The organism is Aureimonas sp. Leaf427 (genome assembly GCF_001425485.1).
Classification (GTDB): Bacteria; Pseudomonadota; Alphaproteobacteria; order Rhizobiales; family Rhizobiaceae; genus Plantimonas.
In genome coordinates, this window is sequence record NZ_LMQW01000048.1 from 1 (window position 1) to 26,753 (window position 26,753).

The window sequence follows — 26,753 nt, forward strand, 5'->3', positions numbered from 1 at the left end:
GCGTGGTCGTGGCGCTGCCGTGACGAACCTGTCCCATAGAGCCTCCTTCCAATTCGAGGAAAGGATCTCACCATGAAACCCTGGGATTGAACACCTAGGAACCTCTGCCTCGTCGCAGCTTCACCGTTGCCCTTCCAGGGGCAACCCATCCACCAAAGGCTGAAAGGAGCCATTGATGGGCAACATTGTAACCGCGAATTTCCGCGGAGACGAGCTTTTCGGTTTTGAGAGCGACGACGGCACGTTCGTCGCGCTCAAGCCGATCGTTAAAGCGATGGGACTGGACTGGAATGCCCAGCGTCAGCGTCTCAATCGGGACCCGATCCTGTCCGAAGGGACGTGTGTCATGCACGTACCCTTCGGCTGTGGCGGGGCGCAGGAGACGACTTGCCTGAAGCTCGAACTCGTTAACGGCTGGTTGTTCACCATCGACAGCAGCCGCATCAAGGACGAAACGGTCAAGGCGAAGGTGCTCGTCTACCAACGCGAATGCTACGGCGTCCTGTTCGAAAACTTCTACCGCGGCGCCAAGCTGCCGGGGGTGGAGATACCCGCCGACAGCGAGGCTCATGAACCCGAGACGGGGCGCATTCGCATGGTGACGGAAGCTCGCCAAACGTTCGGCACTCGCGCGGCCGGACAGCTCTGGTTCATCCTCGGCTTGCCGATCGCGATGATGGAACAGAAGCGTCAGCTTGATCTGATCGAGTTCTCGCGGATCAAGACGGCTGACGGATCGCCAGCAGCCTGAAGCAAAGCGGCCCGGCCGAGAGCTTGGTATGCGACGAGCAGAGCTCAGGGTTCAAACACCCAGTCCCCCGACAACGAAGCCTTAAAGCCAAACCGCTGCCCGGAGACGGACCTCCCCAGGCAGCGGCGGCGAAATGGAAAGGCCGGTCGAGAGCGTTCCCCCCGCCACAATCTACGGCAAGCAGGCGAACGCTTCAAGAACACGAGGAGGGACGGAACAGTGAGCGACTGCCTCGTGAACGTTCGGATCGGCCTCTTCCATTTTCAGCTCTCCAAGAGCTGGCGGCTCCGCTTCAGCCGCAACGATTTTCACCGCGGATACCCGGACGGACGGGTCGCGATCTACGAGCTCTTCGGGCTGGAAAGGCTGTGGCGATGACGACGATCGAACGCACCCGTCTTGCGTTGCCCGAGCGGCGATTCCTGAACTCTCGGCAGGCCGCCGATTACCTCGCCGTCTCGCCCAACGTGTTCCAGCGGGAATGCCCGGTTGCACCGGTTCGGTTCGGCGCCGTGGTGCGCTGGGATCGGAAGGCGCTGGACACCTGGCTTGACGGACTCACGAAAACCGAGGCCAACCTTTCGGGCGATGATTGGCTCGGGATGATGGATGATGCTGCGGCGGGGACCTAGCACAGTGACGGTGAAGGGACTGAAGCGGTACACCGTCAAGGGCGAGATGTACTGCTACCATCGGGCAAGCGGCACGCGCCTGATGGCCACGTTCGGAACGCCGGAGTTCTTCGAGGAGCTGCGCGTCGCCGAGGAGAAGGCGAAGGGCCGGCCGGCCGCGATCGATGGGACGCTGGCTGCGGCGATCGCGCTCTACAAGACGCACCATCGGTGGCTCGATCTCGCGCCGCGGTCCAAGTCCGATTACGAGAAGGTGCTGGCCTATCTCGAGCCTCTGAGCCGGATGCCCTTGGCCTCGATCGACCGGGCGTTCATCGCCGGGCTGCGCGACAAGGCCTTCGCGAAGAGGAAGCGGCGGTTCGCGAACTATGTCATCGCGGTTCTCGCGGCCGTCTTCGGCGTGGCGACCGAGCGCGGCAAGATGAAGGACAATCCGGCCAAGGGCGTCCGCCAGATCCCGAAACCCAAGAGCGCGCCGAAGGCAAACCGGGCCTGGAAGGCGAACGAGCGCGCCGCCGTGATGGACGCGGCACCGCCGGCATTGAAGCTGGCGATCGCGCTGGGAATGTACGCCGGCCTTCGCGAGGGCGACGTGATCTCACTGCCGCGCAACTGCGTCCAGGACGGGCGGATCGTCGCTCGGACGAACAAGGCGGGCGTCGATATCGCTTGGCCGCTGCATTCGACTCTGGCCGAAGTGATCGAACAGGCGGCGAGCGCTGAAGCGGCGAGAGCCGAGAAGGATCGGTTGGCGGGCAAGCTGGCGAAGCCGGCCGCGATGACGCTGTGCGTGAACTCGCGCGGCACGGCATTGACCGGCGACGGCTTCCGCTCCTCGTTCTTCAAGCTGATCGGCAAGCTGGAGGAGGACGGGCGGGTGGCGCCCGGTCTGACGTTCCACGGCCTGCGGCACACGATCGGCGCGCTGCTGAAGGAAGACGGCGCGAGCGAGGAGGATATCGCGATTGCGCTCGGTCAGAAGACGATTGCGATGGCCCGGCACTACTCGCAGGAGGCGAATCATCGCACCCGAATGACGGCCGCGACGATCGCTTTCGACCCCATCAAGAGGAACAAAGCGGGCGCATAATTGTCTAACGCGACTGTCTAAGGATGGCGGTTCTGTTCTGATCCGTGCCCATGAGAGCCAAAAGCTTAGCGATTTCAGTGGGTTTGCTGGCTGGGGAACCTGGATTCGAACCAAGACTAGCGGAGTCAGAGTCCGCTGTTCTACCCTTAAACTATTCCCCAGCAGGGTATCGTGCTGTGCGACAGCCGATGAGGGGTCCTATAGTCGATCGAGGGCGGTCTGGAAACCCCTCTTTTTGCCTGCTCGTCATTTCCGATCCGATCCGATCCGATCCGACACGGGTCGGGGGTGAAGAGGGGTGGCCGCGTCCGCTCGAGCGGCGCTGGCGTTGATCGCCGGCCGACGGCGAGGGCTGGGAGATGAGTTCGGAACGTTCGCCAAGGGCCGGATGCGGCTGATGCCGGGGGATGGCGGACTTGGTCGGGCGGAGGACGGGAGGCTCGAAAGGGTGGTGCGGGAGGGGAAGAGGCGCGGGTGGGCCGCCCGTGAGGACGGGGTGGATGGTCTGCCATGGCGGGCGGGACCGCTCTTGTGCTTCGCGAAGGGCTTGGTACAGTCCGCACAACACAAAAACCAAGGCGCGAGAACCGACCTTTCGGGTTGTGCGGCGCCGGAGAGATATAGTGAGCATCGATGATATTCGGGGGAGACCGCCTGCCGCGCTGATCGATCCGATGGGGGCATCCCGCCGGGACGATGACGGTTCCGCTGCGAAGGGTGCCTCCGCGCGGCCGCGTCTTGCGTCGGGCAAGGCCGGGTCGTTTCGCTATGCCGAAGATGCGGGGCGGGAGGCTTCGATGTCGCCGAACCTGTCGGCGCGGTCGAAGGCCATGTCTGCGGGGCCGTCCGGGCAGCGGAGCGGCATGGCGTCGGAGGATGCCGCGCGGCGGGCGGACGATGGTGCGGCAGTCCAGCGGGCGCTCGGCGATCGGCCGGCGCCGGATCGCATCCCCGTGCCTGCATCCGAGGATGGGAACGTGCGACCGGGGCAGGCCCAAGCCGGGCCGGACGAAGGTGCCGCTCCGCCGCTGACCAAGCGGCAGAAGCGTCGGCGGCGGAAGCCGGGCGTGCAGCCGAGCCTTGCGGGCGGACCGACGGAACGAGGGTCTTCGGGCGGGAGGTCCACGGATAAAAGCGCGTCCGCCGAGGGGGTATCCCCCGCGGCCGGTTCGTCGCAGCCTTCGAAGGAGCCGGGCGCGCGTTCGCGCCGGCGGCGTCGCAAGGGCCTCCAACGCCCGGCCACTCCGTCGCAGGCCGGTTCCAAAGCCGATTCGTCCGTCGACGGCCCGGAGGTCGGGCCGCGCGCGGGCTCCGCGTCGCCGGGCTCGGCTGGCGCGCAGGCGGCCGGCGATCACGGCGACGCATCGCGCCTTGCCGGCCGTGACCTGTCTGCCGGGAATTCTCGGCAACGGAGCGGCGAACAGCGTGCGTCCGATGGGCGCGTGGCGTCCGGGAGCGTTGCTGAGGCCGGCTTCCGGGGCGGCGTCGAGGATCGTGCCGAGGCCGATCGCCCCGCGTTCGACGATCGCCACGCGGGTTTCGCTCGCATCGCGGTCCCGGCCGGACAGGACACGAACGGCTCCGGCCCGGGCTCGGCGGCGTCGGGCGCGGCTTCGCCGGCGACCGGCAACGATCGTCCGAGCGTCGGAGCGACGACGCAGGCGCCGAGGGCGGATGCATCGGCCGCGACGTCCGGCGACCGGATCGGCTCGGCGATACAGCCGATGGCGGCCTCTCATCAGGCCGCGGCGGCCGGGGAGGGCGAGCGCGTTCAGCCCCCGGTCTATGCCGCTCTCGATCTCGGCACGAACAATTGCCGTCTTCTGGTCGCGGTGCCGACGCGGCCCGGACAGTTCCGGGTGGTCGACGCCTTCTCGCGGATCGTGCGGCTCGGCGAAGGGCTCGGCCGCACCGGGCGTCTGGCCGGCCCCGCCATGGATCGCGCGGCCGCGGCGCTCGCGATCTGTGCGCAGAAGCTGTCCGCGCGAACGGTCGCGGGCGCCCGGCTGATCGCGACGGAGGCCTGCCGGGCGGCGGCGAATGGCGAGGAGTTCATCGAGCGCGTGAAGCGCGAGACCGGGCTGGAGCTCGAGATCGTCAGCCGCGAGACGGAGGCGCGCCTTGCGGTCTCCGGCTGCGGCTCGCTGGTCGATCGCACGGCGGAGGGCGCGGTGCTCTTCGATATCGGCGGCGGTTCGACGGAGATCGCGCTTCTCGACCTTCGCGGCGGGTCCTCGCGGCGCCTGTCCAACCACATCGTCGCCTGGACCTCGCTGCCGGTCGGCGTCGTGTCGCTGGCCGAGAGCCATGGCGGGCGCGATGTCGGCCCCGAGCTTTTCGAGGCGATGATCGAGGAAGTGGTCGAGCGCATCGCGCGCTTTCCCGGCCGCGGCCGGCTGGACGAGCTGGTCGGCGGTCCCGCCTTCCATCTTCTGGGCACGTCCGGCACGGTGACGACGCTCGCGGGCGTGCATCTGGGGCTGGAGCGCTACGATCGCCGACAGGTGGACGGGCTGTGGCTCAGCGATGCCGAGGTGACGGAACTCGTCGCCCGCATCGCCGGCTGGAGCTTCGAGGAGCGCGTCGCCAACCCTTGCATCGGCAGCGACCGGGCCGATCTGGTGCTGGCGGGCTGCGCAATTCTGGAGGCCATCCGCCGGGTCTGGCCGGCGCGCACGCTGCGCGTGGCCGATCGTGGCCTGCGCGAAGGCCTGCTCACGGAAATGATGGTCGCCGACGGCGTCTGGCGCCGGCCCCAGCCTGTGCGCCCGAAGGCTCTGGCATGAGCGGCGGGGGCATGATCCCCGATGACATGAGGAACAGATAATGGTGGGCGGTCGGGGAGACGATCGCGGGCTCGTGGTCCGCGTCAAGAAGAAGAACAAGCTGAAGGCGTCCTCGCGCGCCTGGCTCGAGCGGCAGTTGAACGATCCCTATGTCCGCCGCTCCAAGCTCGACGGCTATCGCTCCCGCGCGGCCTACAAGCTGATCGAGATCGACGATCGCTACAAGCTCCTGAAGCCCGGCATGCGGATCGTCGATCTCGGCGCCGCGCCGGGCGGCTGGACGCAGGTCGCGGTCGAGCGGGCCAATGCCTCCGACAAGGAATCGCGCATCGTCGCGATCGATTATCTGCCGGTCGATCCGATCCCCGGCGCGACGATCTTCGAGCTGGATTTTCTCGACGAGACCGCGCCCGGCCGCCTCATCGAGGCGCTGGACGGGCCGCCGGACATCGTCGTTTCCGACATGGCCGCGCCGACGACCGGCCATCGCAAGACCGACCATATCCGCACCATGCATCTGTGCGAGGTCGCGGCGGATTTCGCCGTCCGCACGCTGAAGCCCGGCGGCCACTTTCTGACGAAGACCTTCCAGGGCGGCACGGAAAACGAGCTTCTGACCATGCTGAAGCAGCATTTCGTCAGCGTCCACCATGTGAAACCGCCGGCGAGCCGCGAGGATTCGGTCGAGCTCTATCTCCTCGCCAAGTCCTTCAAGGGACGGCGCGAGGAACAGGTGGAGGTGCCGGAAGCCGAGGGCGAGCCGGGCCCGCTCGGTTGACAGCCGGGCTCGGCGTCGTATCGACCGACGCGGGGCATCGGCGATCGCCCGGGGCCGTCCGTCTCATTCCGCGGGAACGCGCCGGCCGGCGATCTCGGCGCCGGCTTCCGAGGAGAGGTTGACGAAGGCGATGGCCGCAAAGACGGTGACGGCGCCGACGATGATGAAGGCCCGCTGGAAATCGGCGATGGTGGAGACGCCGTCCGTGCCGAACGCCATCTGGATTTCGAGAATCGCGCCAGCGGTCGCGACGCCGGTGGCGATGGCGACCTGCTGGAAGGCGGCGAGCATGGCCGTCGCGTCGCCCGTGCGCGCTTCCGGCACGTCGGCGAAGGCAAGGACGTTGACGCTCGTGAAGAAGAGCGAGCGGAAGAAGCCGCCGATGAGAAGCAGCGAGATGAGGAGCAAGAGCGGCGTCGTCGGCTCGTAGAAGCCGATCAGCGTCATCAGGCCCCCGCCGATCACGCCCGCGCCGATCAACGTGGACCGGAAGCCGAAGCGTTTGAGGACCGGCTTGGCCAGGAACTTCATCATCATGGCGCCGCCGATCGAGGCCGCGCTCACGAGGCCGGACTGAAGCGGCGTGTAGCCGAAGCCGAGCTGGAGCATCAGTGGGAAGAGGAAGGGCACCGCGCCCGCTCCGATGCGGAAGATCGCGCCGCCGATGATGGCCGCGCGCAGCGTCTGGATCTTCAGGAGCCGGAGTTCGAGAACCGGCCGCGTCGTCTGCCGCGCATGGCGCACGTAGAAGGCGGCGGCGATCGCCCCCGCGATCACCATGATCCCGCCGAAGACGGGCGGCAGCGCCGGCAGCGACACGACGGAGAGGCCGAAGACGATGCCCGCGCAGGCAAAACCCGACAGGGCGAAGCCTCGCCAGTCGAAGGAGATGTCGGGGACGGGCTCGACGAAGGGCAGGAAGCGCGTGGCCAGCGCGATGCCGACGAGGCCGATCGGCAGGTTGATGAGGAAGATCCAGCGCCAGTCCGCATAGGTCGCGATGGCGCCGCCGATGGGCGGGCCGACGAGCGGGCCGACGAGGGCCGGAATGGTGAACCAGGCCATGGCCGAGACGAGATCCGAGCGCGGCACGGCACGCACGAGGAGCAGTCGCCCGACCGGCGTCATCATCGCCCCGCCGACGCCCTGCAGGAAGCGCGCGGCGACGAAGCCTTCGAGCGAATTGGCGATGGCGCAGGCGAGCGAGCCGACCACGAAGACCCCGATCGCCCAGCGGAAGACGGTCTTGGCGCCGAACCGGTCGGCCATGCGCCCCGAGATCGGGATGAAGACGGCCAGCGAGACGTAGTAGCTCGTCAGAGCCAGCTTCAGGGCGATGGGGCTGGTGCCGATGTCGCGCGCGATCGTGGCGAGCGACGTCGCGATGACGGTCGAGTCCATGTTTTCCATGAACAGCGCGACCGCCAGCACCAGGGGAACGATGCGCTTCACGGCGGATGGCCTCGGGGAGGGGGATGAACGAGCGTCTGCCCGACTTAGGGCGAATGCAGGGCCGAGGCAATCGAACGCGCCGGATGCCCGCCGCTCGCGGAGCCGATCCCGCGACGCAATTCTAGCGGAGGGAAGGCCTGCGGAACCGGGCGTCCGGCCTTGCAAGGCTTGGGCCGGCGGGTATTCTTCCCTACGGGTGGGGGGATGACGGCATGGGTTCCGGGGGACGATTCTTTCGCGACAAGACGCCGCCGCGTCTTCTCATGCTGGCGGCCCTCGCGCTCCTGACGGCGTCCCAGTTCTTCGCCTATTTCGAGACGCCCGGACGGCTGCTTGCAGGCTTCGAGCGCCCGGCGGGCACCGCGCCCGGCATATGGGACGAGCTGCCCGTCACGGGCTGGCAGCTGCACCCGCAGGCGCTTCCGATCCTCGTCGTCCTCTCGCTTGCCTTTCTCGCCGGCGAGATCGCCGAGCATCCGTTTTTTCGCCGCTTCGGCTACTGGATTTCGCTCGGCCTCGCCTTCGCGGCCATGTCGCCGGGGGCGCCGACCCGCGCGACGGGCGCGGCCATGGGCGGCGTCGCCTTCCTCATGGTCCTCGTCGCGGCCGTGTGGCAGCAGCTCCTGCCGCGCATGATCGCCCCGCCTGCCGCGACGGGCGCGCCGCCCGAGGCCTGATCCGCGCGGCGGCAGCGGCAGGTTCCGCCGCTTCCGCTTGCCGATGGCCGGTGTCTCCCCAGGTTGCCTTATGAAGAGGCCTCGATGCGCCGGTCGACATCCGGCGAGCCCATGCGGCCCGATCGGGAAGAGGATGCGACATGACCATCAATCGACGCGACGCGATGAAGCTGGCGGCCGCCGGCGGGCTCTCCGCCGGAACGGTTCTCGCGGCCGCCACCGCCACCGCCGGCGCTGCGACGGCGGCAGGCGCCAAGGATGAGACCGGGCCGGGCTGGCACCGCGTGAAGATCGGCGCAGCCACCGTCACGGTCGTCCTCGACGGCGTGCGCCCCGGCGACGGCCCGCATCCGACCTTCGGCGAGAACCAGAGCGCGGAGGCGGTGGCAACCCTAATGCGCGAGAACCTTCTGCCGGAAACCCGCTTCGCCAACGGCTTCAATCCGGTTTTCGTCGAGACCGGCGATACGCTCGTCCTCTTCGACACGGGAATGGGGCCGATGGGGCGGGCGAACGGCCTCGGCCTGCTGGTCGAGCGCATGGGCGCGGCCGGCCTCTCGCCGGAGGATGTCGACATCGTCGTTCTCACCCATATGCACGGCGACCATATCGGCGGGCTGATGGAGGAGGGCAGGCCGACCTTCCCGAACGCCCGCTATGTCGCGGGGCAGGTCGAGTTCGATTTCTGGACCTCCGCCGAGGCGAAGGCCGGGTCCCGCGCCGACAATGCCAAGCTGGTCGAGGCCAACGTCGTGCCGCTGAAGGACAAGACGAGGTTCATCGCGGAAGGGGCCGAGGTCGCGCCCGGCATCACGGCGCACGAGGCCTTCGGTCACTCGCCCGGCCACATGATCTTCGAGCTCGTCTCCGGCGATCAAACGCTCTGGCTGACCGCCGACACCGCCAACCACTTCGTCGCCTCGCTCCAGCGTCCCGACTGGGAGGTGCGCTTCGACATGGACAAGGCCGCCGCCATCGCCACGCGGCGCCGCGTCTTCGATCGGATCGCCGAGGAGAGAGTCCCGTTCCTCGGCTATCACATGCCGTTTCCGGGTATCGGCTATGCGCAAAAGACGGGGGAGGGCTATCGCTTCGTGCCCCTAAGCTACCAGCTCGACGTCTAAAACCGGGCGAAAGCCGGTTTTAGCAGCCTCGCCGCCCTGTGGACGGCGGGTGCCGCCATCGCCGTCGTGCGACCGGGGTTCTTCCCAATCCGGGGAGGGCATGCTAGCAGCCCGTGCCAACCCTTCGCCGCCCGCTGCACCGCACACCGGCCGGCAAGGTCTCAGATCACGAGGGACTTGGCATGGCTCGCATCATCGAAACCGCGACCGGCGCGACCGCGCTGACCTTCGACGACGTCCTCCTCCAGCCGGGCCATTCGCAGGTCATGCCGGGCGAGGTCGATCTGCGCACCCGCGTCACCCGCACGCTGAAGCTCAACATTCCGATTCTCTCCGCCGCCATGGACACGGTGACGGAAGCGCGGCTCGCCATCGCCATGGCGCAGGCCGGCGGCATCGGCGTCATCCACCGCAATCTGACGCCCGCCGAACAGGCCGAGGCCGTGCGGCAGGTGAAGAAGTTCGAGAGCGGCATGGTCGTGAACCCCGTCACGATCGGCCCGAACGCCACGCTCGGCGATGCGCGCGCGCTGATGGTGCAGCACCGCATCTCCGGCATTCCCGTCGTCACGGAAGGCGGGCCGACGCCGGGGCAACTCGTCGGCATCCTGACCAATCGTGACGTGCGCTTCGCCACCGACGACCGCCAGCCGATCCACGAGCTGATGACGAAGGACAATCTCATCACGGTCGCCGAGACGGTCGCGCAGGACGAGGCCAAGCGCCTTCTCCACCAGCACCGGATCGAGAAGCTCGTCGTCGTCGACGGCGACAACCGCTGCATCGGCCTCATCACCGTCAAGGACATCGAGAAGTCCCAGCTGAATCCCAACGCCTCGAAGGATGCGCAGGGGCGCCTTCTCGCGGCCGCCGCCACCAGCGTCGGCGAGGACGGGTTCGAGCGGGCCGAGCGCCTGATCGACGCAGGGATCGACGTCATCGTCGTCGACACCGCCCACGGCCATTCCCAGCGCGTGCTCGACGCGGTGGAGCGCGTGAAGCGCATGTCGAACGAGTGCCAGGTGATCGCCGGCAACATCGCGACGCCCGACGGCGCAAAGGCGCTGATCGATGCCGGCGCGGACGCGATCAAGGTCGGCATCGGCCCCGGCTCGATCTGCACGACGCGCATCGTCGCCGGCGTCGGCGTGCCGCAGCTCTCCGCCATCATGGGCGCCTGCGAGGAGGCCGACAAGGCGGGGGTTCCCGTCATCGCGGACGGCGGCATCAAGTATTCCGGCGATCTCGCCAAGGCGCTCGCCGCCGGCGCCTCCGCCGCCATGATCGGCTCGCTTCTGGCCGGCACCGACGAGAGCCCCGGCGAGGTCTACCTGCACCAGGGCCGCTCCTACAAATCCTACCGCGGCATGGGCTCGGTCGGCGCGATGGCGCGCGGTTCGGCGGACCGCTACTTCCAGGCCGAGGTGCGCGACACGCTGAAGCTCGTGCCGGAGGGCATCGAGGGCCAGGTTCCCTACAAGGGCCAGGTCTCGGCCGTCCTGCACCAGCTCGCCGGCGGTCTGCGCGCCGCCATGGGCTATGTCGGCGCGGCCGATCTGGAGGCCTTCCGCACCAAGGCGACCTTCGTGCGCATCTCCAATGCCGGCCTTCGCGAGAGCCACGCTCACGACGTGACGATCACGCGCGAAAGCCCGAATTATCCGGGCTCCGGCCTCTGAGGCCGGCGCCGTGAACGGCAATCTCGCCATCCTCTGGCCGATGATCGTCCAGGCGTTCCTGACGCTCGCCGTCTATGGCGTGCTCGCCGTCAGGCGTGGCGCGGCGCGGAGCGACGAGGCACAGATGGCCGCCTGGCGCGCGTCGGGAACGGAGCCGGCGCGGGGCGCCGTCGCCGCGCGCAACATCGCCAACCAGTTCGAGCTGCCCGTTCTCTTCTATGCGGTCTGCTTGGCGCTCTACGTCGTCAACGGCGCCTCCTGGCTCGCCGTGCTCCTGGCCTGGATCTTCGCCGGCTCGCGCATTCTCCACGCCGCGATCCATCTCGGCCCCAACCGCGTCAGCCAGCGCATGCCGGTGTGGCTGGTCGGTTATGCAGCCGTCGCCGCGCTCTGGCTCATTCTCTCCGTCCACATCCTGGGCGTGGGCGGCGTCTGATTTCCGATCGCGGCGGAAGGGCCGTCTCCCGTTCGGATCGAGCGGTGACGGTGGCGATCTATGCGACGGCGAGGGCGGCCGGCGCGGCCAAGCCGTCGAAGCGCCCGACCCGGTTTCGGCCGGCGCCCTTGGCGGCATAGAGCGCGTTGTCCGCCCGTCGCATCGCCGGCACGAGATCGCCCTCTCCCGTCTGCAACTCGGTGAGGCCGATGCTGACGGTGACGTGGACCGGTCCCGCCGGCAGATCGAACGGCTCTGCCTGGATCGCCGCCCTCAACCGCTCCGCGATCTTGAGGTTCTGATCGACGGTCGAGTTCGGCAGGATCACGAGAAACTCCTCGCCGCCCCATCGCGCGGCGATGTCGCCCGTTCGAAGGCTCGATCGAATCCGCTCCGAAAACTGCTTCAAGACGGTGTCGCCGGCGTCGTGACCGAAGGTGTCGTTGATGGACTTGAAATGGTCGATATCGGCGACGAGCAGGCCCGTCGAAGGCCGGTTCGGCGAAACGACGTCTCGGCTTTTCACGAGACGATCGAGACCCCGGCGATTGGCGAGACCCGTCAGCGGATCGACCTCCGCAAGGCCCTGAAGCTCGAGACTCGCCCGTTCGCCGGCCATGGCGAGGTAACCGAAATAGACCAGGACCCCCGTCACCTGATCGACGACGATCGACATGCGGCCGCTGTCCACGGTCCGGCTGTTCATCTCGCCGAGGAGGATCATGACGATCGAAATGAGGAAGATCAGACAGTAGCCGAAGAAAGCGAGCGCGACGACATATTGCGACCAGAGACGCTGTTCCGCCGACGGACGAAGGATCTCGGCGACCGGAAGCCCCGCCGAAACCATGCAGATGGCGAAGATGGGGAGGAGGGCCGTGTTGAGGCTGAACCCTGCCGCCATGCTCGCCGTGGAGACGAGGCTGGGCAGGATCGTCAGCGCGACCACGGCCGGCCAGACGATCGTTCGGCCATAGAAGAGCCGCAACCCGCTCCAGGACAGCGTGAGGCTCGCAGAGAAGCAGACATAGACGATAAAGCCCGAGACCGCGCCGAGATCGTCGGTCGGCGGGATCTGCGCCACGACGAAGGTCCCGATCGTCGATGTCACCAAAGCGCCGATCCAATGCCACAGGCATCGTTCCTGGGGCCGACGAAGGGCGATGACGAAGAAGACGACGAGATAGGCGAAGCGGCTGAGGAAGCTCGCGAAGAACAGGGTTGCGACATCGAGGGGCGCGGCCATGTCAGCCCTCGTTCGCGATGGGAACGGATGCCGCAACCGACGCGCTTTCGCGGCGAAGCCCTTCTGCAAAGACGGGACGGCGACGCCCGCCGTTCCAGCCCTGGCCGATGAACGTGCCTTCGAACGCGCGCCGCCGAACCTCGAAGGGCGGCATCGCTCGGATGTGGCGGTCCACATGCTGGGGCGCCCGGCACTTCATTGGCATAGAATAAGCTCTACTTATATTCTAGCTTGCCTAGAGCTTGCGACGGTCCAGCCATTAGAATTGCCAACTATAAAGAAAAAGTGTAGCAACATCGCTGCAAGAGTATTTATATTATAGTTAAGCAGACATCGCCGTGGGTTTTTGCTTCTGCCTTCCAAGTCGCAAGGCACGGTCCGTGCCGTGTGCGACGTCCCGCTGACTCAGGAGGCCGTCGCCATGACGATGAAACCGGCGGATTATCGCCGTTCGATCGCACGTCCGGTGCGGGCCTTCGTGCTGGCATCGGCCTTCGCGTCCACGGGACCGGGCATCGCCGAAGCTGCCGATGCCGCGACGGCGCTGCCGTCCGCCAAGACCGATGCGCCCGCCTCGACGGGGCTCGGGGCCGGCGACTGGCTCCTCCGCGCCCGCATCATGGGGCTTCTGCCCCATGGCGAGACGTCGGATGTCGGATTGATCGGCGGTCGCATCGAAACGCCCGATCAGATCATGCCCGACGGCGAGATGGCCTATTTCCTGACCGACCATGTGTCCTTGGAAGTTCAGGGCGGCATCGCTTTGTCCAAGCCGAAGATCGTCGACACCGTCGTCGGCACGCTCGAGATCGGCTCGATCTGGAGCGCTGCCGTCTCCACCCTCGCGCAGTACCATTTCCGTCCCGAGGCGCGGCTGAACCCCTATGTCGGTGCCGGCGCCAGCGTATCCTGGCCGGTGCGGATCGATCCGGCCGCCGGTATCGCCGATTTCGACATCGAGCGGCTCGTCTCCCCGATGGTTCAGGTCGGTTTCGACTATCAGCTGTCCGACGACTGGTTCGCCAATGCGATGGCGAAATACGTGTTCGTGCCCGGGCAGACCTATACGGGCGGCGGAGCGTCGTTCAAGTCGGACCTCGACATGGTCGTCGTCGGCGTCGGAATCGGCTATCGGCTCTGATCGCAACGCCCGGCCCCGGGGCTTGGTCGAGCCTCCGGCGTTATGACGCCACCGTCGCGGTCAACGCCGTCTTCAGCGTGGCGCCGTCGGCGAAAAGACGAACGGGAACGCTCGCCTCCCGGCCGCGAATGTCCGCCGTCAGCGCTTCGCCGACCGAGGGGTCGAGCCCCGCCGCCTGCATCAGCCGCTCGGAAAGGCAGACCGGGGCGTTCTGCGCCTTGGCGATGCCTTCCAGGCGCGAGGCGGTGTTCACGGTGTCGCCGAGCGCGGTGAAGGCGGTGTCGGTCTCTCCCCCGCCGATGCGCCCGAGGATCGCCGGACCGCAGTGAAGCCCGATCGCCACCCGCAGCGGCTCGTCGAGATCGGCGGCCAGTTCCTGGTTGATCGCCTCGATGACGCCGAGAAGATCGAGCGCGGCCTCCACGGCATGGCGCGCGCCGGTCTCGATCGGCTCCTCGATCGCGAAGAGCGCCATCAGCCCGTCGCCCATGAACTTGTCGATCTGCCCGCCCCGCAGCGCGACGACGCGCGACGCGCGGTCGAAATAGGCGTTGAGGAGATGCACCACGTCGTAGACGAGGCGCCGCTCGGTGAGCCGCGTGAAGCCCCGCAGATCCGCGAACATCACGGCGACCTCCCGTTCGACGCCCCAGCGATAGGGATCGGTCGCCGAGGCCGGGTCGTAAACCTTGGAGGCGCCGACGAGGAGGCGCACGGTGACGTCGCCCGTCGGCCGCGCCTGGCAGGCGAGGCGCACGTCCGGCGGCGCGTCGATCCGGTCGAGCAGCCGGGCCTCCGCCGGGCCCGCGGGCGAGAGCGACGACAGGCCCGAGAGGATCTGCACGCGGCAGGTCGAGCAGCGCGCGCGGCCCCCGCAGGCCGAGGCATGGGCGATCCCCGCCTCGCGGCTGATGTCGAGCAGCGTCTGTCCGAAGCCGCCCCGCACGCTGCGATTGCCGTCGTAGGTGACGGTGAACTCCGCGCGCAGCCGCTTGAGGAACGGCTTGATCAGCGGCGAGAAGACGAGGGCGACCCCGGCGAGGAAGGAGACGAGACGCAGCCCGCTCGTCTCGCGCAAAATCCAGTGGAGCGCCGGCAGCGGCAGATAGCGCCGCCCGGCATTCTCGGCTTCCACGAGGCGGGCGGCGCTGACGAAGCCCGTGAAGGCGAAGATGAGGATGGCGACGGCGACCCAGCCGAGGACCGGCGCGAGCCGCCCGTACCAGGGCTTCAGCCGCAGCCAGGCATGGATGCCGACGCAGCCGTGCAGCCAGACGACGGTGAGAAGCAGCGTCTGCAGAAGCAGCCCGCTCGGCCAGACCAGGGTGAGGAGCCGGCGGTAGCCGACCTCGACGTCGAGGATCACCTCCGCGCCGCGGGTCGCCAGGATGTGGGGAAAGAGGAGCGCGGGCACGGCGAGGCCGGTCGCGATTTGGACGAGCTGCCAGACCGGCATGCGCCAGCTCTGGCGGCGCACCGTCTTCGCCACGACCAGGAGCGTGTGGACGACGAGAGCGCCGTAGAGCGCGGTGAGGCCGACGGGGCCCGTCCAGATGGCCCGCTTGATCTCGGCGCCGGCTTCGAGGGCGGACAGGGAGATGTTGCCGAGCGCATGGTTGAGGAGATGGGTGGTCGCGTAGGCGAAGAGGACCAGTCCCGAGGCCAGACGAAGCGATGCGATGCTGGGCAGGCGGCGGCGCCAGATCGCGATCGCCGCCTTGCGCCCTCCTCGTTCGTCCTCCGCCGTTCGAACCGTCACGAAGGCTCCCCGTCTCGCCCGCCGCGAGCGATGCGACGCGCGCGACGTGACCCGAGATCGCTTCGCTTTGCAATCCATTTTGCCGCGAAGGCGGGCCGGTCGGGTCGCCGCTCGGGCGCCTGAACGGCCTTACGGCCGAGCGTTGACATCGCCGCGAAGGCGGGGCGGTCGTCCCGCGACGAAAGCGCGCGAGGCACCACGAAAGCGCCGGCGACATGGTGGCGCGGCCGAACGGCGAGGGCGCCGTCACGAGGGCTCGTCGGTACGATGCCGGCCACCCCGCCGCGCCCGCTTGTCGTGCGGCCGAGGCGCCGGGGTGGCCGGCTGCAGCCGCGCGCGTTCCCGGAAAGGCGATGCCCCCACCCCCTCCGGCGCGCGTCGGCGGTTTCGCTCAGGCGAGCAGGATGTCGCTCGCCTGCAGGTGCGACAGATCGTAGTTCGCAAGAACCACGCTGCCGCCGTTCCACGACAGGACGGCATCGCTGCCGACCTGATGGAACTGCGAGATCGCCGCATCCGCCGTCTTGAACAGGGAAGCGCTGAGGACGAGCGTGTCGTGGCCCTCCACGCCGGCGTTGAAGTCGGTGATGACGTCGCGGCCGCCGGCGCCCTTCGAGAAGTCGAAGATGTCGTTGCCGACGCCGCCGGACAGGCGGTCGTTGCCCGCCCCGCCGACCAGGAGATCGTTTCCGATCCCGCCGAAGAGCTCGTCATTGCCCGCATCGCCGAAGAGCTTGTCGTTGCCCGCGCCGCCATGGAGAAGGTCGTTGCCCGCCCCGCCGTGCAGGACGTCGTTTCCGCCCATGCCGAAGAGCCGGTCCACGCCGCCCGTGCCGGTCAGCGCATCGTCGCCGACCCCGCCTTCGCGGTGGCTGGCATAGCCCTTGTCGCCCGTCAGGAACCACAGGCTGTCGAGCTTGGACTCCCGCACCTGATAGGTCGAGGTGCCGAGAAGATCGGGCGCATGGCCGAACGTCACCGTCTCGACGCCCGACAGTTCCTTCAGCCCGTACTGGCCGGTCAGGTCGCGCAGGACGAGCGTGCCGTCCGTCAGGTGGATCGCCTCGTAGTCGCTGGCCTTGCCGGACAGCTCCACCGTATCGGACCCCGCACCGCCCGCGACGACGTCGTTTCCGGTGGAGAGGCTGAACCGGTCGTCGCCGCCGAAGCCGTCGAGGAAATCATTCGACTGGCCGTCGCGCAGGAGGTCCGCCTTGTCGGAGCCCAGGATGAAAGCCGGCTCGCCGAAATGGCTCGATGTCGAGCGCGCGACGTCCTCGACCCAGACCACGGGGCGCAGCAGGTCGCTCAGCTGCGAGACGACGATCGCGCTGTCCTTCTCCATGATCGAGGAGAAGGTCGAATTCGCGATCGTTAGCGGCGCGTCGGCGAACATGTTGGTGATGTGGGCATTCCAGCCGCCGACGAGGTTGAAGACCGTGTCCGGGCCGAAGGGCGAGAGCGGGCTGGCATAGAGATCGTTGAAGAGAACGGTGTTGTCGATCGAACTGTCGAACGGCCTGTCCTTGTGGACGAGCGCCTCCGTCACGCCCTCCAGGATCGAATCGGTCGAGGTGCCGAGCGATCGGTAGACGAGGTCGTTCTCTCCGCCGAAGTTCAGGATCTTCTCGCCGTTGTCGTAGATGTTGGGGGAGCTGAAGGCGAAGTAGTTGGCGTCGTCGTAGAAGCCCCCGGAAATCTCGCCCGATCGCTCCGCGAGAATGTTGGCGGCGCCGCCGCCGAGGCTGTATCCGGTGACGACGACGTCGTCGCCGCTCAAGCCATGCGCCTTGGCGAATTCCGCGGTCGCGTCCAGCGCATATCGGAACTGGTCGATATAGCCGCCCTTGGCCAGCGACAGGTAGTCGGGCAGGTCACCGATGTCGCTGGTGCCGGCGAAGGCGATGCCGATCCGCTCGATCGAGCCGTCGGCGCCGAAAAATCCCATGATCTTGGTCTGCGCGCTCAGCGACGTCGAGCCGTCGAAGAAGCCGAGTCCGTCCACCTTGTGCGGGTCGATGCCGAGTTCGGAAGCGGTCAGGTCTCGCCATCCGGCCGGCGGCGCCAGCTTGTCGCTGGTTCCCGTCAGCACGCCGCCCGCGTCTCCCAACGCGCCGAAGGCTCTCAGCTGGCTATAGCGCGCGAGGTTGAAGGCCTCGGCCACCTCCGCTCCCGCATTGTGGCCCTTGTAGTCGAAAATCGCCATCGGTTCCTCCCATCGGCGTCACGTCCGCAAACGCCGGCTTTCCTCCCGCTGACGTTTACGTGAACTGCGTGACGCTACGCCGGAAGTTTAGTTTGGGGTAGTTAGGGGCTCTACCATTTCAGGAGGGCTCGCGGCCGTCGCGAAGGAGCCCGGCCAGCGCCTCGAAATCCGCCCGGCGGGCCGTCGAGGGGCGGTGGACGAGCACGAGCCGCCGGGAGGGCGCGGGCTCCTGGAACGGCAGGACCTCGATGCCGCCGGCCGCCATCTCCACCCGCACGGCCATGTCCGGGATGAGCGTTGCGCCGAGCCCGCCCGCCACCATGCGCAGGATCGTGGACAGGCTGGTCGCACCGAGGCCCGAGAAGCGCGTGCTCTCGACGAGCTGGCAGACCTTCATCGCCTGTTCGCGCAGGCAGTGGCCTTCCTCCAGGAGGATGAGCCGCTCCCCCGCCAGCGCGCCGAGCGGCACGCGCCCCTGCTGGAACCGCCCGGCTTCGGCTAGGGGAATCGCCAGATGGAACCGATCCTCGAACAGCGCGATGGCCTGGAGCCGGTCCTCCCCGACGGGAAGGGCGACCACCGCGCAGTCGAGCTCGCCCGCCATGACGTCGGAGACGAGCACCCGCGTCAGGCTTTCGCGGATCGAGATGTCGAGGGTCGGATGTTCGCGTGCCAGCCGCGCGAGGAGCGTCGGCAGGAGATAGGGCGCGACGGTGGCGATCAGCCCGAGCCGCAGCCGACCCGACAGAACCGATCCGGCGGGCGTGCCGAGACCTTCGAGCTCGTCGACATCGGTGAGGATGGTGCGCACGCGCTCCACGATCGCCTCCCCGGAGGGCGTCATGGTCACGCCGGAGGGCCGGCGCTCGAAGAGGAGGCTGCCGAAGCTTTCCTCCATCGCGGCGATCTGCGCGGAGAGGGCGGGCTGGGAAATGTTGAGCCGCCGCGCCGCCTCCCCGAAATGGAGCGTCTCGGAAAGCGTGCGGAACGAGCGGAGCTGGCGAAGCGTGAGCATGGCGATAGGATAAGCTGATCGGTGCGGCCAGGAAATACGATTTGCGATGATCGCCGAGAGCGTATCAAAGTCCCCTGGAACCATTCCAGCTTAACGAAGGACACCGATATGGCCGACAAGCCGATCCTGACCACGACCGCCGGCGCCCCGGTTCCGGACAATCAGAACTCCTGGACGGCCGGCGAGCGCGGGCCCGTCCTTCTGCAGGACTACCAGCTGATCGAGAAGCTGGCGCACCAGAATCGCGAGCGCATCCCCGAGCGCGTCGTCCACGCCAAGGGCTGGGGCGCGCACGGCACGCTGAAGATCACCGGTGACATTTCCAAGTACACCAAGGCGAAGGTCCTCCAGCCCGGTGCCGAGACGCCGATGATCGCGCGCTTCTCCACGGTCGCCGGCGAGGCGGGCGCGGCGGATGCCGAGCGCGACGTCCGCGGCTTCTCGCTGAAGTTCTACACGGACGAGGGCAACTGGGACCTCGTCGGCAACAACACGCCCGTCTTCTTCGTGCGCGACGCCTACAAGTTCCCCGACTTCATCCACACCCAGAAGCGCCATCCGAAGACCAACATGCGCTCGCCCACCGCCATGTGGGACTTCTGGTCGCTCAGCCCGGAGAGCCTGCATCAGGTGACGATCCTGATGTCCGATCGCGGCATCCCGGTTTCCCCCGCGCATATGAATGGCTACGGCAGCCACACCTTCTCGTTCTGGAACGATGCCGGCGAGCGCTACTGGGTGAAGTTCCACTTCAAGACTCAGCAGGGCCACAAGCACTTCACCAACGAAGAGGCCGACGCGGTCATCGGCAAGACGCGCGAGAGCTATCAGGAAGCGCTCTATGGCGGCATCGAGAAGGGCGAGTTCCCGCGCTGGACCGTGCAGGTCCAGATCATGCCGGAGCTCGACGCCGAGAAGACGACGTACAACCCGTTCGACCTCACCAAGGTCTGGCCGCATTCCGAATACCCGCCGATCGAGATCGGCGTGCTCGAGCTGAACCGGAATCCCGAGAACTACTTCGCCGAGATCGAGAACGCGGCCTTCTCGCCGTCCAACATCGTCCCCGGCATCGGCTTCTCGCCGGACAAGATGCTCCAGGCGCGCGTCTTCTCCTATGCCGACGCGCATCGCCACCGGCTCGGCACGCATTACGAGAACATCCCGGTGAACCGGCCGAAGCACGAGATCCACCACTATCATCGCGACGGCCAGATGAACACGTATGGCGGCATCCGCACGGGCAATCCGGACGCCTATTACGAGCCGAACTCGGTGAACGGCCCGGTCGAGCAGCCCAGCGCCAAGGAGCCGCCGCTTCGCATCCACGGCGATGCCGACCGCTACAACCATCGCGTCGGCAACGACGACTACGGCCAGGTGACGGCGCTCTTCAACCTGTTCGACGCCGGACAGAAGCAGCGCCTCTTCGCCAACATCGCCGCCGCGATGTCGGGCATTCCGGAGGAGATCGCCGAGCGCCAGCTCGCCCATTTCGGCCGCGTCCATGCCGACTACGAGGCCGGTGTGCGCGCCGCCCGCAAGACCCTGACGGGCCGCGAGCCCGCCATCTCGGTGACGCTGGAAACGCCGCAGCAGGCCGCCGAGTAAGCTCGACCGTCGATCGAGGAGACTGGAAGGCCGGGAGCGATCCCGGCCTTCCTTCTTTCGGGCTCTGCAGAGGAAGCGCCTTGTTGAGGGCGGACGATGCCTTTATCGTGATGCCTTCACGTCAAGAGGCCGACATGGGATCGAACTGGACTCTGAAGGATGCCGAAGCGCAGTTCGCCTCGCTGGCGGAGGCTGCCTTCCATGGTCATCCGCAACGCGTGACGATCGAGGGGCTCGGCGAGGTCGTCGTCGCCGCGGCCTCCAGCTACGACCTGATGGAGAAGCGGCCCAAGACGTTTATCGAGCACATCATGGACTTTCCGAAGCTTCCCGAAGGTTTGGAAGACGTGTTCGACGACCGCCATCTCTATCCCTCGGAGTTTCGCGAAATCGATCTCGGCTGATGTATCTGATCGACACGATGGTTCTGTCCGAGCTGGGAAAGACTCAGCCGCATCCCGGGGTCGTGACCTGGATGGATGCGACCCGCTATCTGCAGGCTTACGTCAGCGTCATGACGATCGGCGAGATCGAGCGCGGCATTCACAAGATCGAGCAGCGCGAAGGGCAGCCGGCGAATCGACATCGGGACTGGCTGAAGCGCTCTCTGCTCGTCTATGACCAACGGATTCTGCCGGTCACGATCGAGGTCGCCCGCCGTTGGGGGCGCCTGACGGACGAGCTGCGCAACACCAACCCGGACCTTCTCATCGCCGCCACCGCCCTCGAACACGACCTCACCGTCGTCACCCGAAACACCCGACATTTCGAGCCGACCGGCGCGAAGCTCCTGAACCCCTACGAATCGTGAGACCTTGACCCTATTCCCGTGCCAGCCTTCGTCCTCCCGCAACCGCGCACAGGGAGCCCTCCCATGCGCCTAGGCGGACGCATCGCAGCCGCCGTCGAGGTTCTCGAAGACACGTCCAAGCGTCGCCGGCCGGTGGCCGATGCGCTGAAGGACTGGGGTCTCGCCCATCGCTTCGCGGGTTCGGGCGACCGGGCGGCCATCGGCAACATCGTCTACGACGTCCTGCGCGCCAAGCGCTCGCTCGGCTGGCGCATGGGCGACGACAGCCCACGCGCGCTGGTGCTGGCCGCCATCATGGACAATCGCGGCCTCGACGGCGCCGGCCTTGCCGCCGCGCTCGAAGGCGACCGCTTCGCCCCGACCTTCCCGAACGAGGCGACGCTGAAGCGCTTTTCCGAGGCCGATCGCTCCGCCGCGCCCGACGCCGTGCGCGCCGATCTGCCGGATTGGCTGGCCGCCGAGTTCGCCGGCGCCTTCGGCGACGACTGGATCGAGGAGGCTGCAGCGCTCTCCGCGCGCCCGCCGCTCGATATCCGCGCCAATGCGCTGGTCGCGACCCCGGGCGCCGTTCTCGGCGAGCTGTCGCCCTTCGGCGCCGAACCTGCCGGCATCGCGCCGGAGGGCATCCGCATTCCGCCGATCGCCGGCGACGGGCGACATCCGAACGTTCAGGTCGAGCCGGGCTTCCTGAAGGGCGCCTTCGAGATCCAGGACGAGGGCTCGCAGATCGCGGCCCGCCTCGTGGAGGCCGCGCCCGGCGAGACGATCCTCGACATCTGCGCGGGGGCCGGCGGCAAGACGCTGGCTCTGGCCGCCGCGATGAACGGGGAGGGGCGCATCCACGCCTTCGACAGCGATCGCCAGCGCCTCGCCCCCATCTACGACCGCCTGAAGCGCGCGGAGGCCTCGAACGTCGAGGTCCACGGCCCGCGCGACGATCTCTCCGCGCTGGTCGAGGCGATGGACCGCGTCGTCGTGGATGCCCCCTGCACCGGCACCGGCACGTTCCGCCGCCGGCCGGACGCCAAGTGGCGCCTCGCCCAGAGCGCGGTGGACAAGCGCATGGCCGAACAGGATCAGGTGCTCGACAGCGCCGCCCGCTTCGTCAGACGCGGCGGCACGCTCGCCTACATCACCTGCTCGCTTCTCGGCCGCGAGAACGGGGAGCGCATCGCCGCCTTCCTCGATCGTCATCCCGATTTCAAGCTCGACGATGCCGAGGCGATCTGGAGCCGCGTCCTTCCCGCGGCCGGCGGGCGCTACCGCGCCGAGGCCCTGGCCGGCGGCCGTACGCTGACCCTCACCCCGCGCCTCACCGGCACAGACGGCTTCTTCTTCGCGCGGCTGGTCCGCCGATGAGCCGCCCGGCCACCGCGAGCACCGCGCCGAAGCGCTGGGGGCTTCTCGCCCTCTTCGTCGCCGCCGTTCTCGGCGGGGGCATGGTTATCGGCATCAACAACCCGCCGGGCGACTGGTATGCGGGCCTGCAGAAGCCCTGGTTCACCCCGCCCGGCATCCTCTTCCCGATCGCCTGGACGGTGCTCTACATCCTCATCGCCGTCGCCGGCTGGCGCGTGGTCCGCGCTGGCCTCAAGGGCGCTCTGGCGCTCTGGCTCGTCCAGATGGCGCTGAACTTCTCGTGGTCGCCGACCTTCTTCGGCGCCCATCTCATCGGCTGGGGACTTGCCATCATCCTGGCGATGCTCGCGATGATCCTGCTCTTCATCGCCAAGACCTGGCGCACCGAGCGAACTGCCGCCCTTCTCTTCCTCCCCTATGCCGCCTGGGTCGCCTTCGCCTCCCTCCTCAACGGCTCGATCGCCCTCGCCAATTGATCCGCGAAACCTCGTCAAATGGGAATGCGCCGATGAGCCTCAGCGAGGGGACCGTGACCGAGCTGCATGTCGACGAGCTAGCCGGCCGGCGCGTGCTCTTCGCCATGGCGGCCGAAGCCGAATACGGCCCGCATCTAAAAGCCCGCATCCGCCCGCTGATGACGGGCGTCGGCCCGATCGAGGCCGCGCTCAGCCTCGGCGTCGCGCTGCAGGCGCTGGCCAATGCCGACCGTCTGCCCGATCTCGTCGTCTCGCTCGGGTCGGCCGGCTCGCGCGTGCTGGAGCAGGGCGCAGTCTATCAGGCCTCCTCGATCTCCTGGCGCGACATCGACGCTTCGCCGCTCGGCTTCACCAAGGGCGTCACGCCCTATGTCGACCACCCGATCCACATGCCGCTGCCGACGCCGATCGCGGGCCTGCCCGCGGCCCGCATGTCGTCCGGCGCGAACATCGTCTCCGGCGCCGCCTACGACGCGATCGATGCCGAGATGGTGGAAATGGAGACCTTCGCCATCCTGCGCGCCTGCCAGCGTTTCGGCCTGCCGCTGATCGGTCTGCGCGGCATTTCGGACGGCGCGGCCGAGCTTCACCACTACGACGACTGGACGGCGCTCCTGCCCGTCATCGACGAGCGCCTCGCCGATGCGGTGGACCGTCTGGCCGTCGCCATCGAGGCCGGACACGTAAAGGCCTTGCCTTATTGTCGACACTTGCCTAAAGCCCCGCGATGACACACCACCCCGACACCGTCCTCATCATCGACTTCGGCTCTCAGGTGACGCAGCTCATCGCGCGTCGCGTTCGCGAGGCCGGCGTCTATTCCGAGATCGTGCCCTTCCAGCTCGCCGAGGAACATTTCCATCGGCTGAAGCCTAAAGCGGTGATCCTGTCGGGCGGACCCGCCTCGACCGGCGATATCGACAGCCCGCGCGCACCCCAGGCCGTCTTCGACGCCGGCATTCCGATTCTCGGCATCTGCTACGGACAGATGACCATGTGCGTGCAACTCGGCGGCCGGGCCGAGCCCTCCCATCACCGCGAGTTCGGTCGCGCCTTCCTGGAAGTGCAGAAGAGCTGCGCGCTCTTCTCCGGCCTCTGGCCGGAGGGCACGCGCCATCAGGTCTGGATGAGCCATGGCGACCGCGTCATCGACATGCCGCCCGGCTTCGAGATCTTCGCCAAGTCGCCCGGCGCGCCCTATGCCGTCTTCGGCGACGAGAGCCGGAAGATGTACGGCCTGATGTTCCACCCCGAAGTCGTCCACACGACCGACGGCGCCAAGCTCATCGCGAATTTCGTGCACAAGGTCGCGGGCATTGCCGGCGACTGGACCATGGCCGCCTTCCGCGCGCAGGCGATCGAGGAGATCCGGGCCAAGGTCGGCTCCGGCCGCGTCATCTGCGGCCTGTCCGGCGGCGTCGATAGCTCCGTCGCGGCCGTCCTCATCCACGAGGCGATCGGCGACCAGCTCACCTGCATCTTCGTCGACCACGGTCTCATGCGCCAGAACGAGGCGGAGGAGGTGGTCACGATGTTCCGCGACCATTACAACATCCCGCTCGTGCATGTTCAGGCGCAGGACCTCTTCATCGACGCGCTGGAAGGCGAGGTCGATCCCGAGACCAAGCGCAAGACGATCGGCCGCCTCTTCATCGAGACCTTCGAGGCGGAGGCCGCCAAGATCGGCGGCGCCGAGTTCCTGGCGCAGGGCACGCTCTATCCCGATGTGATCGAGAGCGTCTCCTTCTCCGGTGGTCCCTCGGTCACGATCAAGTCGCATCACAATGTGGGCGGCCTTCCCGAGCGCATGAACATGAAGCTCGTGGAGCCGCTGCGCGAGCTCTTCAAGGACGAGGTCCGCGTCCTCGGCCGCGAGCTCGGCCTGCCGGAGCATTTCGTCGGCCGCCATCCCTTCCCCGGTCCGGGCCTTGCCATCCGCTGCCCCGGCGGCATCACGCGCGAGAAGCTCGACATCCTGCGGCAGGCCGATGCGATCTATCTCGACGAGATTCGCAAGGCCGGCCTCTACGACGTGATCTGGCAGGCCTTCGCCGTGCTCCTTCCCGTCCAGACGGTCGGCGTCATGGGCGACGGCCGCACCTACGAGTTCGTCTGCGCCCTGCGCGCCGTGACCTCCGTCGACGGCATGACGGCCGACTTCTACGCCTACGACATGGAGTTCCTCGGCAACACCGCGACCCGCATCATCAACGAGGTCAAGGGCATCAACCGCGTCGTCTACGACATCACCTCCAAGCCCCCCGGCACGATCGAGTGGGAATGACGCTGAGGTCGTAAGTCACGGCCGGGGCTCGTGCCCGAGGTGCCGGTGCCGGCGGGATGTCTCCCGCTCGGCGCGAGCCCGGTCCGGCATGCGGACTGTCTGCCGGCCTCTATAATATGATTGACTTAGTCAAGTATCGGTTGTTAGCCGCGGCAGGGCCGGGTCCGTTTTCCGGCGGCGTCGATCGTGGGGAGGACGATGGGCGCCAATCAGCACTTCCCTAAGGATGTGACGTCTTGCACCTGTCCCGCTACCTCCCCCTCGCAGCCGCTCTTCTCGGCATCGGTCTTTCCACCCCCGCCCACGCCACCGACTATCCGCTCGTCGTCACCGACCTTGCCGGCCGGAACGTCGAGATCAAGGCCGAGCCGCAGCGGATCGTCGTGCAGGATGGCCGCGATCTCTTCACGCTGGCGGTGCTCGACCGCGAGGACCCGTTCAAGCGGATCGTCGCCTGGAACAACATTCTCGCAAGGTCCGATCCGGACTCCTTCGCCGCCTTCGCCGCGCGCTGGCCCGAAAGCTCGGCACGGCCGATCGACATGAAGTTCGGCGACGAGGGCCAGGTCAATCTGGAGCAGGTCGCCGCCACCAAGCCCGATCTCCTGATCTTCCAGGTGCGCACGCGCCAAGCTCTCGACGATGCCGACCTGTTCGATCGCCTGGCCGGTCTCGGCATTCCCATCGTCCTGGTCGACACGGAACTCGAGCCGACGAAGAACAGCCCGAAGACGGTCGATCTGCTCGGCCGGGTGCTGAACCGGGAAGCGGAGGCCAAGGCCTTCAACACCTTCTACGCCGAGCGGCTCGCGCTGGTGCGCCAGCGCATCGAGGGCGCGCCGAAGAAGCCCCTCGTCTTCATCGAGGCCAAGGCGGGCCAGAAGGGGCCGGACTCCTGCTGCTTCACCCATGGCGACGTCTATTTCGGCAAGCTCGTCGCCGAGGCCGGCGGCGAGAATCTCGGCTCCCGCCTCGTCAAGGGCCGCACCGGCGACGTGGCGACGGAGACGCTCATCGACGCCAAGCCGGACGTCTTGCTGATGAGCGGCTCGAAGTTCAGCAATGACGGCTCGATTTCGCCGCCCATCGGCATCGCCGCGGATCGTGGACGGATCGAGGCATCCCTGAAGGTGTTGTCGGGCCGCAAGGGTTTCCAGTTCATCAAGGCGGTCGAGGACGATCGGGTCTACGGCCTCTATCACCAACTCTATGCGAGCCCCTGGAACGTCTATGCCATCGAGTTCATGGCCAAGGCCTTCTATCCCGATCGCTTCGCCGATCTCGATCCCGAAGCCGATCTGAGGACGCTGGTGGACCGCTTCACCGGCCTGCCCAAGGATCTCCCGCTCGTCTTCGGGGCGAAGGCGCCGCTGGCCGACTGAACGGCGGTGACGCCGAACGGCGCGGGCCGGCCTTTCGTCCCCGCGCCGCCGAACGGGC

24 protein-coding genes and 1 tRNA gene are annotated in these 26,753 nt (G+C 67.6%); 19 read left to right on the top strand and 6 right to left on the bottom strand.

Going from position 1 to position 26,753, the window contains the following annotated elements; all coding sequences use genetic code 11:
- Window positions 1-175: 175 nt before the first annotated feature.
- The 4 genes from ASG62_RS19450 (at window position 176) to ASG62_RS19460 (ending at window position 2,473) form a co-directional block, all read left to right on the top strand.
- Window positions 176-751 (top strand): phage antirepressor N-terminal domain-containing protein, encoded by a 576-nt coding sequence (locus ASG62_RS19450; RefSeq protein ID WP_056696778.1) that lies wholly within the window; start codon window positions 176-178, stop codon window positions 749-751.
- A gap of 219 nt (window positions 752-970) precedes the next feature.
- Complete coding sequence (locus tag ASG62_RS26725) at window positions 971-1,129, top strand: hypothetical protein (protein WP_156382264.1); 159 nt, start codon at window positions 971-973, stop codon at window positions 1,127-1,129.
- Window positions 1,126-1,383, top strand: coding sequence for a hypothetical protein (locus ASG62_RS19455; protein ID WP_056696776.1), 258 nt, complete (start codon window positions 1,126-1,128; stop codon window positions 1,381-1,383). The genes ASG62_RS26725 and ASG62_RS19455 overlap by 4 nt, the downstream gene beginning before the upstream one ends.
- Before the next feature lie 4 nt (window positions 1,384-1,387).
- On the top strand, window positions 1,388-2,473 hold the full coding sequence (locus tag ASG62_RS19460; RefSeq protein ID WP_056696774.1) for a tyrosine-type recombinase/integrase: 1,086 nt from the start codon (window positions 1,388-1,390) through the stop codon (window positions 2,471-2,473).
- A gap of 87 nt (window positions 2,474-2,560) precedes the next feature.
- On the opposite strand, the gene ASG62_RS19465 is transcribed toward ASG62_RS19460, so the two are convergent.
- Window positions 2,561-2,634, bottom strand: a tRNA-Gln gene (locus ASG62_RS19465).
- Window positions 2,635-3,858: 1,224 nt separating this feature from the next.
- On the opposite strand from ASG62_RS19465, the gene ASG62_RS19470 reads away from it, so the two are divergent.
- Window positions 3,859-5,259 (top strand): Ppx/GppA phosphatase family protein, encoded by a 1,401-nt coding sequence (locus tag ASG62_RS19470; RefSeq protein WP_413814226.1) that lies wholly within the window; start codon window positions 3,859-3,861, stop codon window positions 5,257-5,259.
- 40 nt (window positions 5,260-5,299) lie between these two features.
- Window positions 5,300-6,037, top strand: a complete 738-nt coding sequence (locus ASG62_RS19475; RefSeq protein WP_056696771.1) for an RlmE family RNA methyltransferase — start codon at window positions 5,300-5,302, stop codon at window positions 6,035-6,037.
- A gap of 63 nt (window positions 6,038-6,100) precedes the next feature.
- Here ASG62_RS19475 and ASG62_RS19480 read toward each other — a convergent pair whose 3' ends face one another.
- A complete protein-coding gene (locus tag ASG62_RS19480) occupies window positions 6,101-7,489 on the bottom strand; it encodes an MFS transporter (protein WP_056696769.1) in 1,389 nt (462 codons plus the stop codon).
- Window positions 7,490-7,701: 212 nt separating this feature from the next.
- Here ASG62_RS19480 and ASG62_RS19485 point away from each other — a divergent pair, with 212 nt between their 5' ends.
- The 4 genes from ASG62_RS19485 (at window position 7,702) to ASG62_RS19500 (ending at window position 11,405) form a co-directional block, all read left to right on the top strand.
- Window positions 7,702-8,166 carry a hypothetical protein gene (locus tag ASG62_RS19485; protein ID WP_056696768.1) on the top strand — a complete coding sequence of 155 codons (465 nt, stop codon included), beginning with the start codon at window positions 7,702-7,704 and terminating at the stop codon, window positions 8,164-8,166.
- A gap of 140 nt (window positions 8,167-8,306) precedes the next feature.
- Window positions 8,307-9,290, top strand: a complete 984-nt coding sequence (locus tag ASG62_RS19490; RefSeq protein WP_056696766.1) for an MBL fold metallo-hydrolase — start codon at window positions 8,307-8,309, stop codon at window positions 9,288-9,290.
- A gap of 182 nt (window positions 9,291-9,472) precedes the next feature.
- Complete coding sequence (gene guaB, locus ASG62_RS19495; protein WP_056696764.1) at window positions 9,473-10,969, top strand: IMP dehydrogenase; 1,497 nt, start codon at window positions 9,473-9,475, stop codon at window positions 10,967-10,969.
- A 10-nt stretch (window positions 10,970-10,979) separates the two neighbouring features.
- Window positions 10,980-11,405 carry an MAPEG family protein gene (locus ASG62_RS19500; protein WP_056696761.1) on the top strand — a complete coding sequence of 142 codons (426 nt, stop codon included), beginning with the start codon at window positions 10,980-10,982 and terminating at the stop codon, window positions 11,403-11,405.
- Between the two features lie 58 nt (window positions 11,406-11,463).
- Here ASG62_RS19500 and ASG62_RS19505 read toward each other — a convergent pair whose 3' ends face one another.
- On the bottom strand, window positions 11,464-12,651 hold the full coding sequence (locus ASG62_RS19505; RefSeq protein ID WP_056696760.1) for a GGDEF domain-containing protein: 1,188 nt from the start codon (window positions 12,649-12,651) through the stop codon (window positions 11,464-11,466).
- 421 nt (window positions 12,652-13,072) lie between these two features.
- Between ASG62_RS19505 and ASG62_RS19510 the strand changes: the two genes are divergently transcribed.
- Window positions 13,073-13,792, top strand: coding sequence for an OmpW/AlkL family protein (locus tag ASG62_RS19510; RefSeq protein WP_056696758.1), 720 nt, complete (start codon window positions 13,073-13,075; stop codon window positions 13,790-13,792).
- Between the two features lie 40 nt (window positions 13,793-13,832).
- On the opposite strand, the gene ASG62_RS19515 is transcribed toward ASG62_RS19510, so the two are convergent.
- The 3 genes from ASG62_RS19515 to ASG62_RS19525 all read right to left on the bottom strand — a co-directional run bounded on the left by ASG62_RS19515 (window position 13,833) and on the right by ASG62_RS19525 (window position 18,772).
- Window positions 13,833-15,551: an adenylate/guanylate cyclase domain-containing protein gene (locus ASG62_RS19515; RefSeq protein ID WP_056696755.1), complete on the bottom strand. Its 1,719-nt coding sequence runs from the start codon at window positions 15,549-15,551 to the stop codon at window positions 13,833-13,835.
- Between the two features lie 391 nt (window positions 15,552-15,942).
- Window positions 15,943-17,757, bottom strand: a complete 1,815-nt coding sequence (locus ASG62_RS27895) for a hypothetical protein (protein WP_056696752.1) — start codon at window positions 17,755-17,757, stop codon at window positions 15,943-15,945.
- Window positions 17,758-17,875: 118 nt separating this feature from the next.
- A complete protein-coding gene (locus tag ASG62_RS19525; RefSeq protein WP_056696750.1) occupies window positions 17,876-18,772 on the bottom strand; it encodes a hydrogen peroxide-inducible genes activator in 897 nt (298 codons plus the stop codon).
- A gap of 108 nt (window positions 18,773-18,880) precedes the next feature.
- Between ASG62_RS19525 and katA the strand changes: the two genes are divergently transcribed.
- The 8 genes from katA to ASG62_RS19565 all read left to right on the top strand — a co-directional run bounded on the left by katA (window position 18,881) and on the right by ASG62_RS19565 (window position 26,695).
- Window positions 18,881-20,383, top strand: coding sequence for a catalase KatA (gene katA / locus ASG62_RS19530; protein ID WP_056696749.1), 1,503 nt, complete (start codon window positions 18,881-18,883; stop codon window positions 20,381-20,383).
- A gap of 134 nt (window positions 20,384-20,517) precedes the next feature.
- Window positions 20,518-20,787, top strand: a complete 270-nt coding sequence (locus ASG62_RS19535; RefSeq protein ID WP_056696747.1) for a hypothetical protein — start codon at window positions 20,518-20,520, stop codon at window positions 20,785-20,787.
- The gene (locus ASG62_RS19540; RefSeq protein ID WP_056696745.1) at window positions 20,787-21,194 is read left to right on the top strand and encodes a type II toxin-antitoxin system VapC family toxin; all 408 of its coding nucleotides are present in this window, start codon (window positions 20,787-20,789) and stop codon (window positions 21,192-21,194) included. The genes ASG62_RS19535 and ASG62_RS19540 overlap by 1 nt, the downstream gene beginning before the upstream one ends.
- Window positions 21,195-21,257: 63 nt before the next feature.
- Entirely contained in the window at window positions 21,258-22,553 is a 1,296-nt protein-coding gene (locus ASG62_RS19545) for an RsmB/NOP family class I SAM-dependent RNA methyltransferase (protein WP_056696742.1), read from the top strand.
- Window positions 22,550-23,029, top strand: a complete 480-nt coding sequence (locus ASG62_RS19550) for a TspO/MBR family protein (RefSeq protein WP_082537352.1) — start codon at window positions 22,550-22,552, stop codon at window positions 23,027-23,029. Before ASG62_RS19545 ends, ASG62_RS19550 begins: the two co-directional genes overlap by 4 nt.
- A gap of 32 nt (window positions 23,030-23,061) precedes the next feature.
- The gene (locus ASG62_RS19555; protein ID WP_056696740.1) at window positions 23,062-23,760 is read left to right on the top strand and encodes a 5'-methylthioadenosine/S-adenosylhomocysteine nucleosidase; all 699 of its coding nucleotides are present in this window, start codon (window positions 23,062-23,064) and stop codon (window positions 23,758-23,760) included.
- Complete coding sequence (gene guaA / locus ASG62_RS19560; RefSeq protein ID WP_056696738.1) at window positions 23,757-25,313, top strand: glutamine-hydrolyzing GMP synthase; 1,557 nt, start codon at window positions 23,757-23,759, stop codon at window positions 25,311-25,313. The genes ASG62_RS19555 and guaA overlap by 4 nt, the downstream gene beginning before the upstream one ends.
- A 236-nt stretch (window positions 25,314-25,549) precedes the next feature.
- Entirely contained in the window at window positions 25,550-26,695 is a 1,146-nt protein-coding gene (locus ASG62_RS19565; RefSeq protein WP_056696736.1) for an ABC transporter substrate-binding protein, read from the top strand.
- Window positions 26,696-26,753 lie beyond the last annotated feature (58 nt).

Bases quoted from the DNA above. Each gene is read 5' to 3' on its own strand.
- ASG62_RS19450 (WP_056696778.1), top strand. From the start codon at position 176: ATGGGCAACATTGTAACCGCGAATTTCCGCGGAGACGAGCTTTTCGGT.
- ASG62_RS19455 (WP_056696776.1), top strand. From the start codon at position 1,126: ATGACGACGATCGAACGCACCCGTCTTGCGTTGCCCGAGCGGCGATTC.
- ASG62_RS19475 (WP_056696771.1), top strand. From the start codon at position 5,300: ATGGTGGGCGGTCGGGGAGACGATCGCGGGCTCGTGGTCCGCGTCAAG.
- ASG62_RS19485 (WP_056696768.1), top strand. From the start codon at position 7,702: ATGGGTTCCGGGGGACGATTCTTTCGCGACAAGACGCCGCCGCGTCTT.
- ASG62_RS19490 (WP_056696766.1), top strand. From the start codon at position 8,307: ATGACCATCAATCGACGCGACGCGATGAAGCTGGCGGCCGCCGGCGGG.
- guaB (WP_056696764.1), top strand. From the start codon at position 9,473: ATGGCTCGCATCATCGAAACCGCGACCGGCGCGACCGCGCTGACCTTC.
- ASG62_RS19505 (WP_056696760.1), bottom strand. From the start codon at position 12,651: ATGGCCGCGCCCCTCGATGTCGCAACCCTGTTCTTCGCGAGCTTCCTC.
- ASG62_RS19510 (WP_056696758.1), top strand. From the start codon at position 13,073: ATGACGATGAAACCGGCGGATTATCGCCGTTCGATCGCACGTCCGGTG.
- ASG62_RS27895 (WP_056696752.1), bottom strand. From the start codon at position 17,757: ATGGCGATTTTCGACTACAAGGGCCACAATGCGGGAGCGGAGGTGGCC.
- ASG62_RS19525 (WP_056696750.1), bottom strand. From the start codon at position 18,772: ATGCTCACGCTTCGCCAGCTCCGCTCGTTCCGCACGCTTTCCGAGACG.
- katA (WP_056696749.1), top strand. From the start codon at position 18,881: ATGGCCGACAAGCCGATCCTGACCACGACCGCCGGCGCCCCGGTTCCG.
- ASG62_RS19535 (WP_056696747.1), top strand. From the start codon at position 20,518: ATGGGATCGAACTGGACTCTGAAGGATGCCGAAGCGCAGTTCGCCTCG.
- ASG62_RS19540 (WP_056696745.1), top strand. From the start codon at position 20,787: ATGTATCTGATCGACACGATGGTTCTGTCCGAGCTGGGAAAGACTCAG.
- ASG62_RS19545 (WP_056696742.1), top strand. From the start codon at position 21,258: ATGCGCCTAGGCGGACGCATCGCAGCCGCCGTCGAGGTTCTCGAAGAC.
- ASG62_RS19550 (WP_082537352.1), top strand. From the start codon at position 22,550: ATGAGCCGCCCGGCCACCGCGAGCACCGCGCCGAAGCGCTGGGGGCTT.
- ASG62_RS19555 (WP_056696740.1), top strand. From the start codon at position 23,062: ATGAGCCTCAGCGAGGGGACCGTGACCGAGCTGCATGTCGACGAGCTA.
- guaA (WP_056696738.1), top strand. From the start codon at position 23,757: ATGACACACCACCCCGACACCGTCCTCATCATCGACTTCGGCTCTCAG.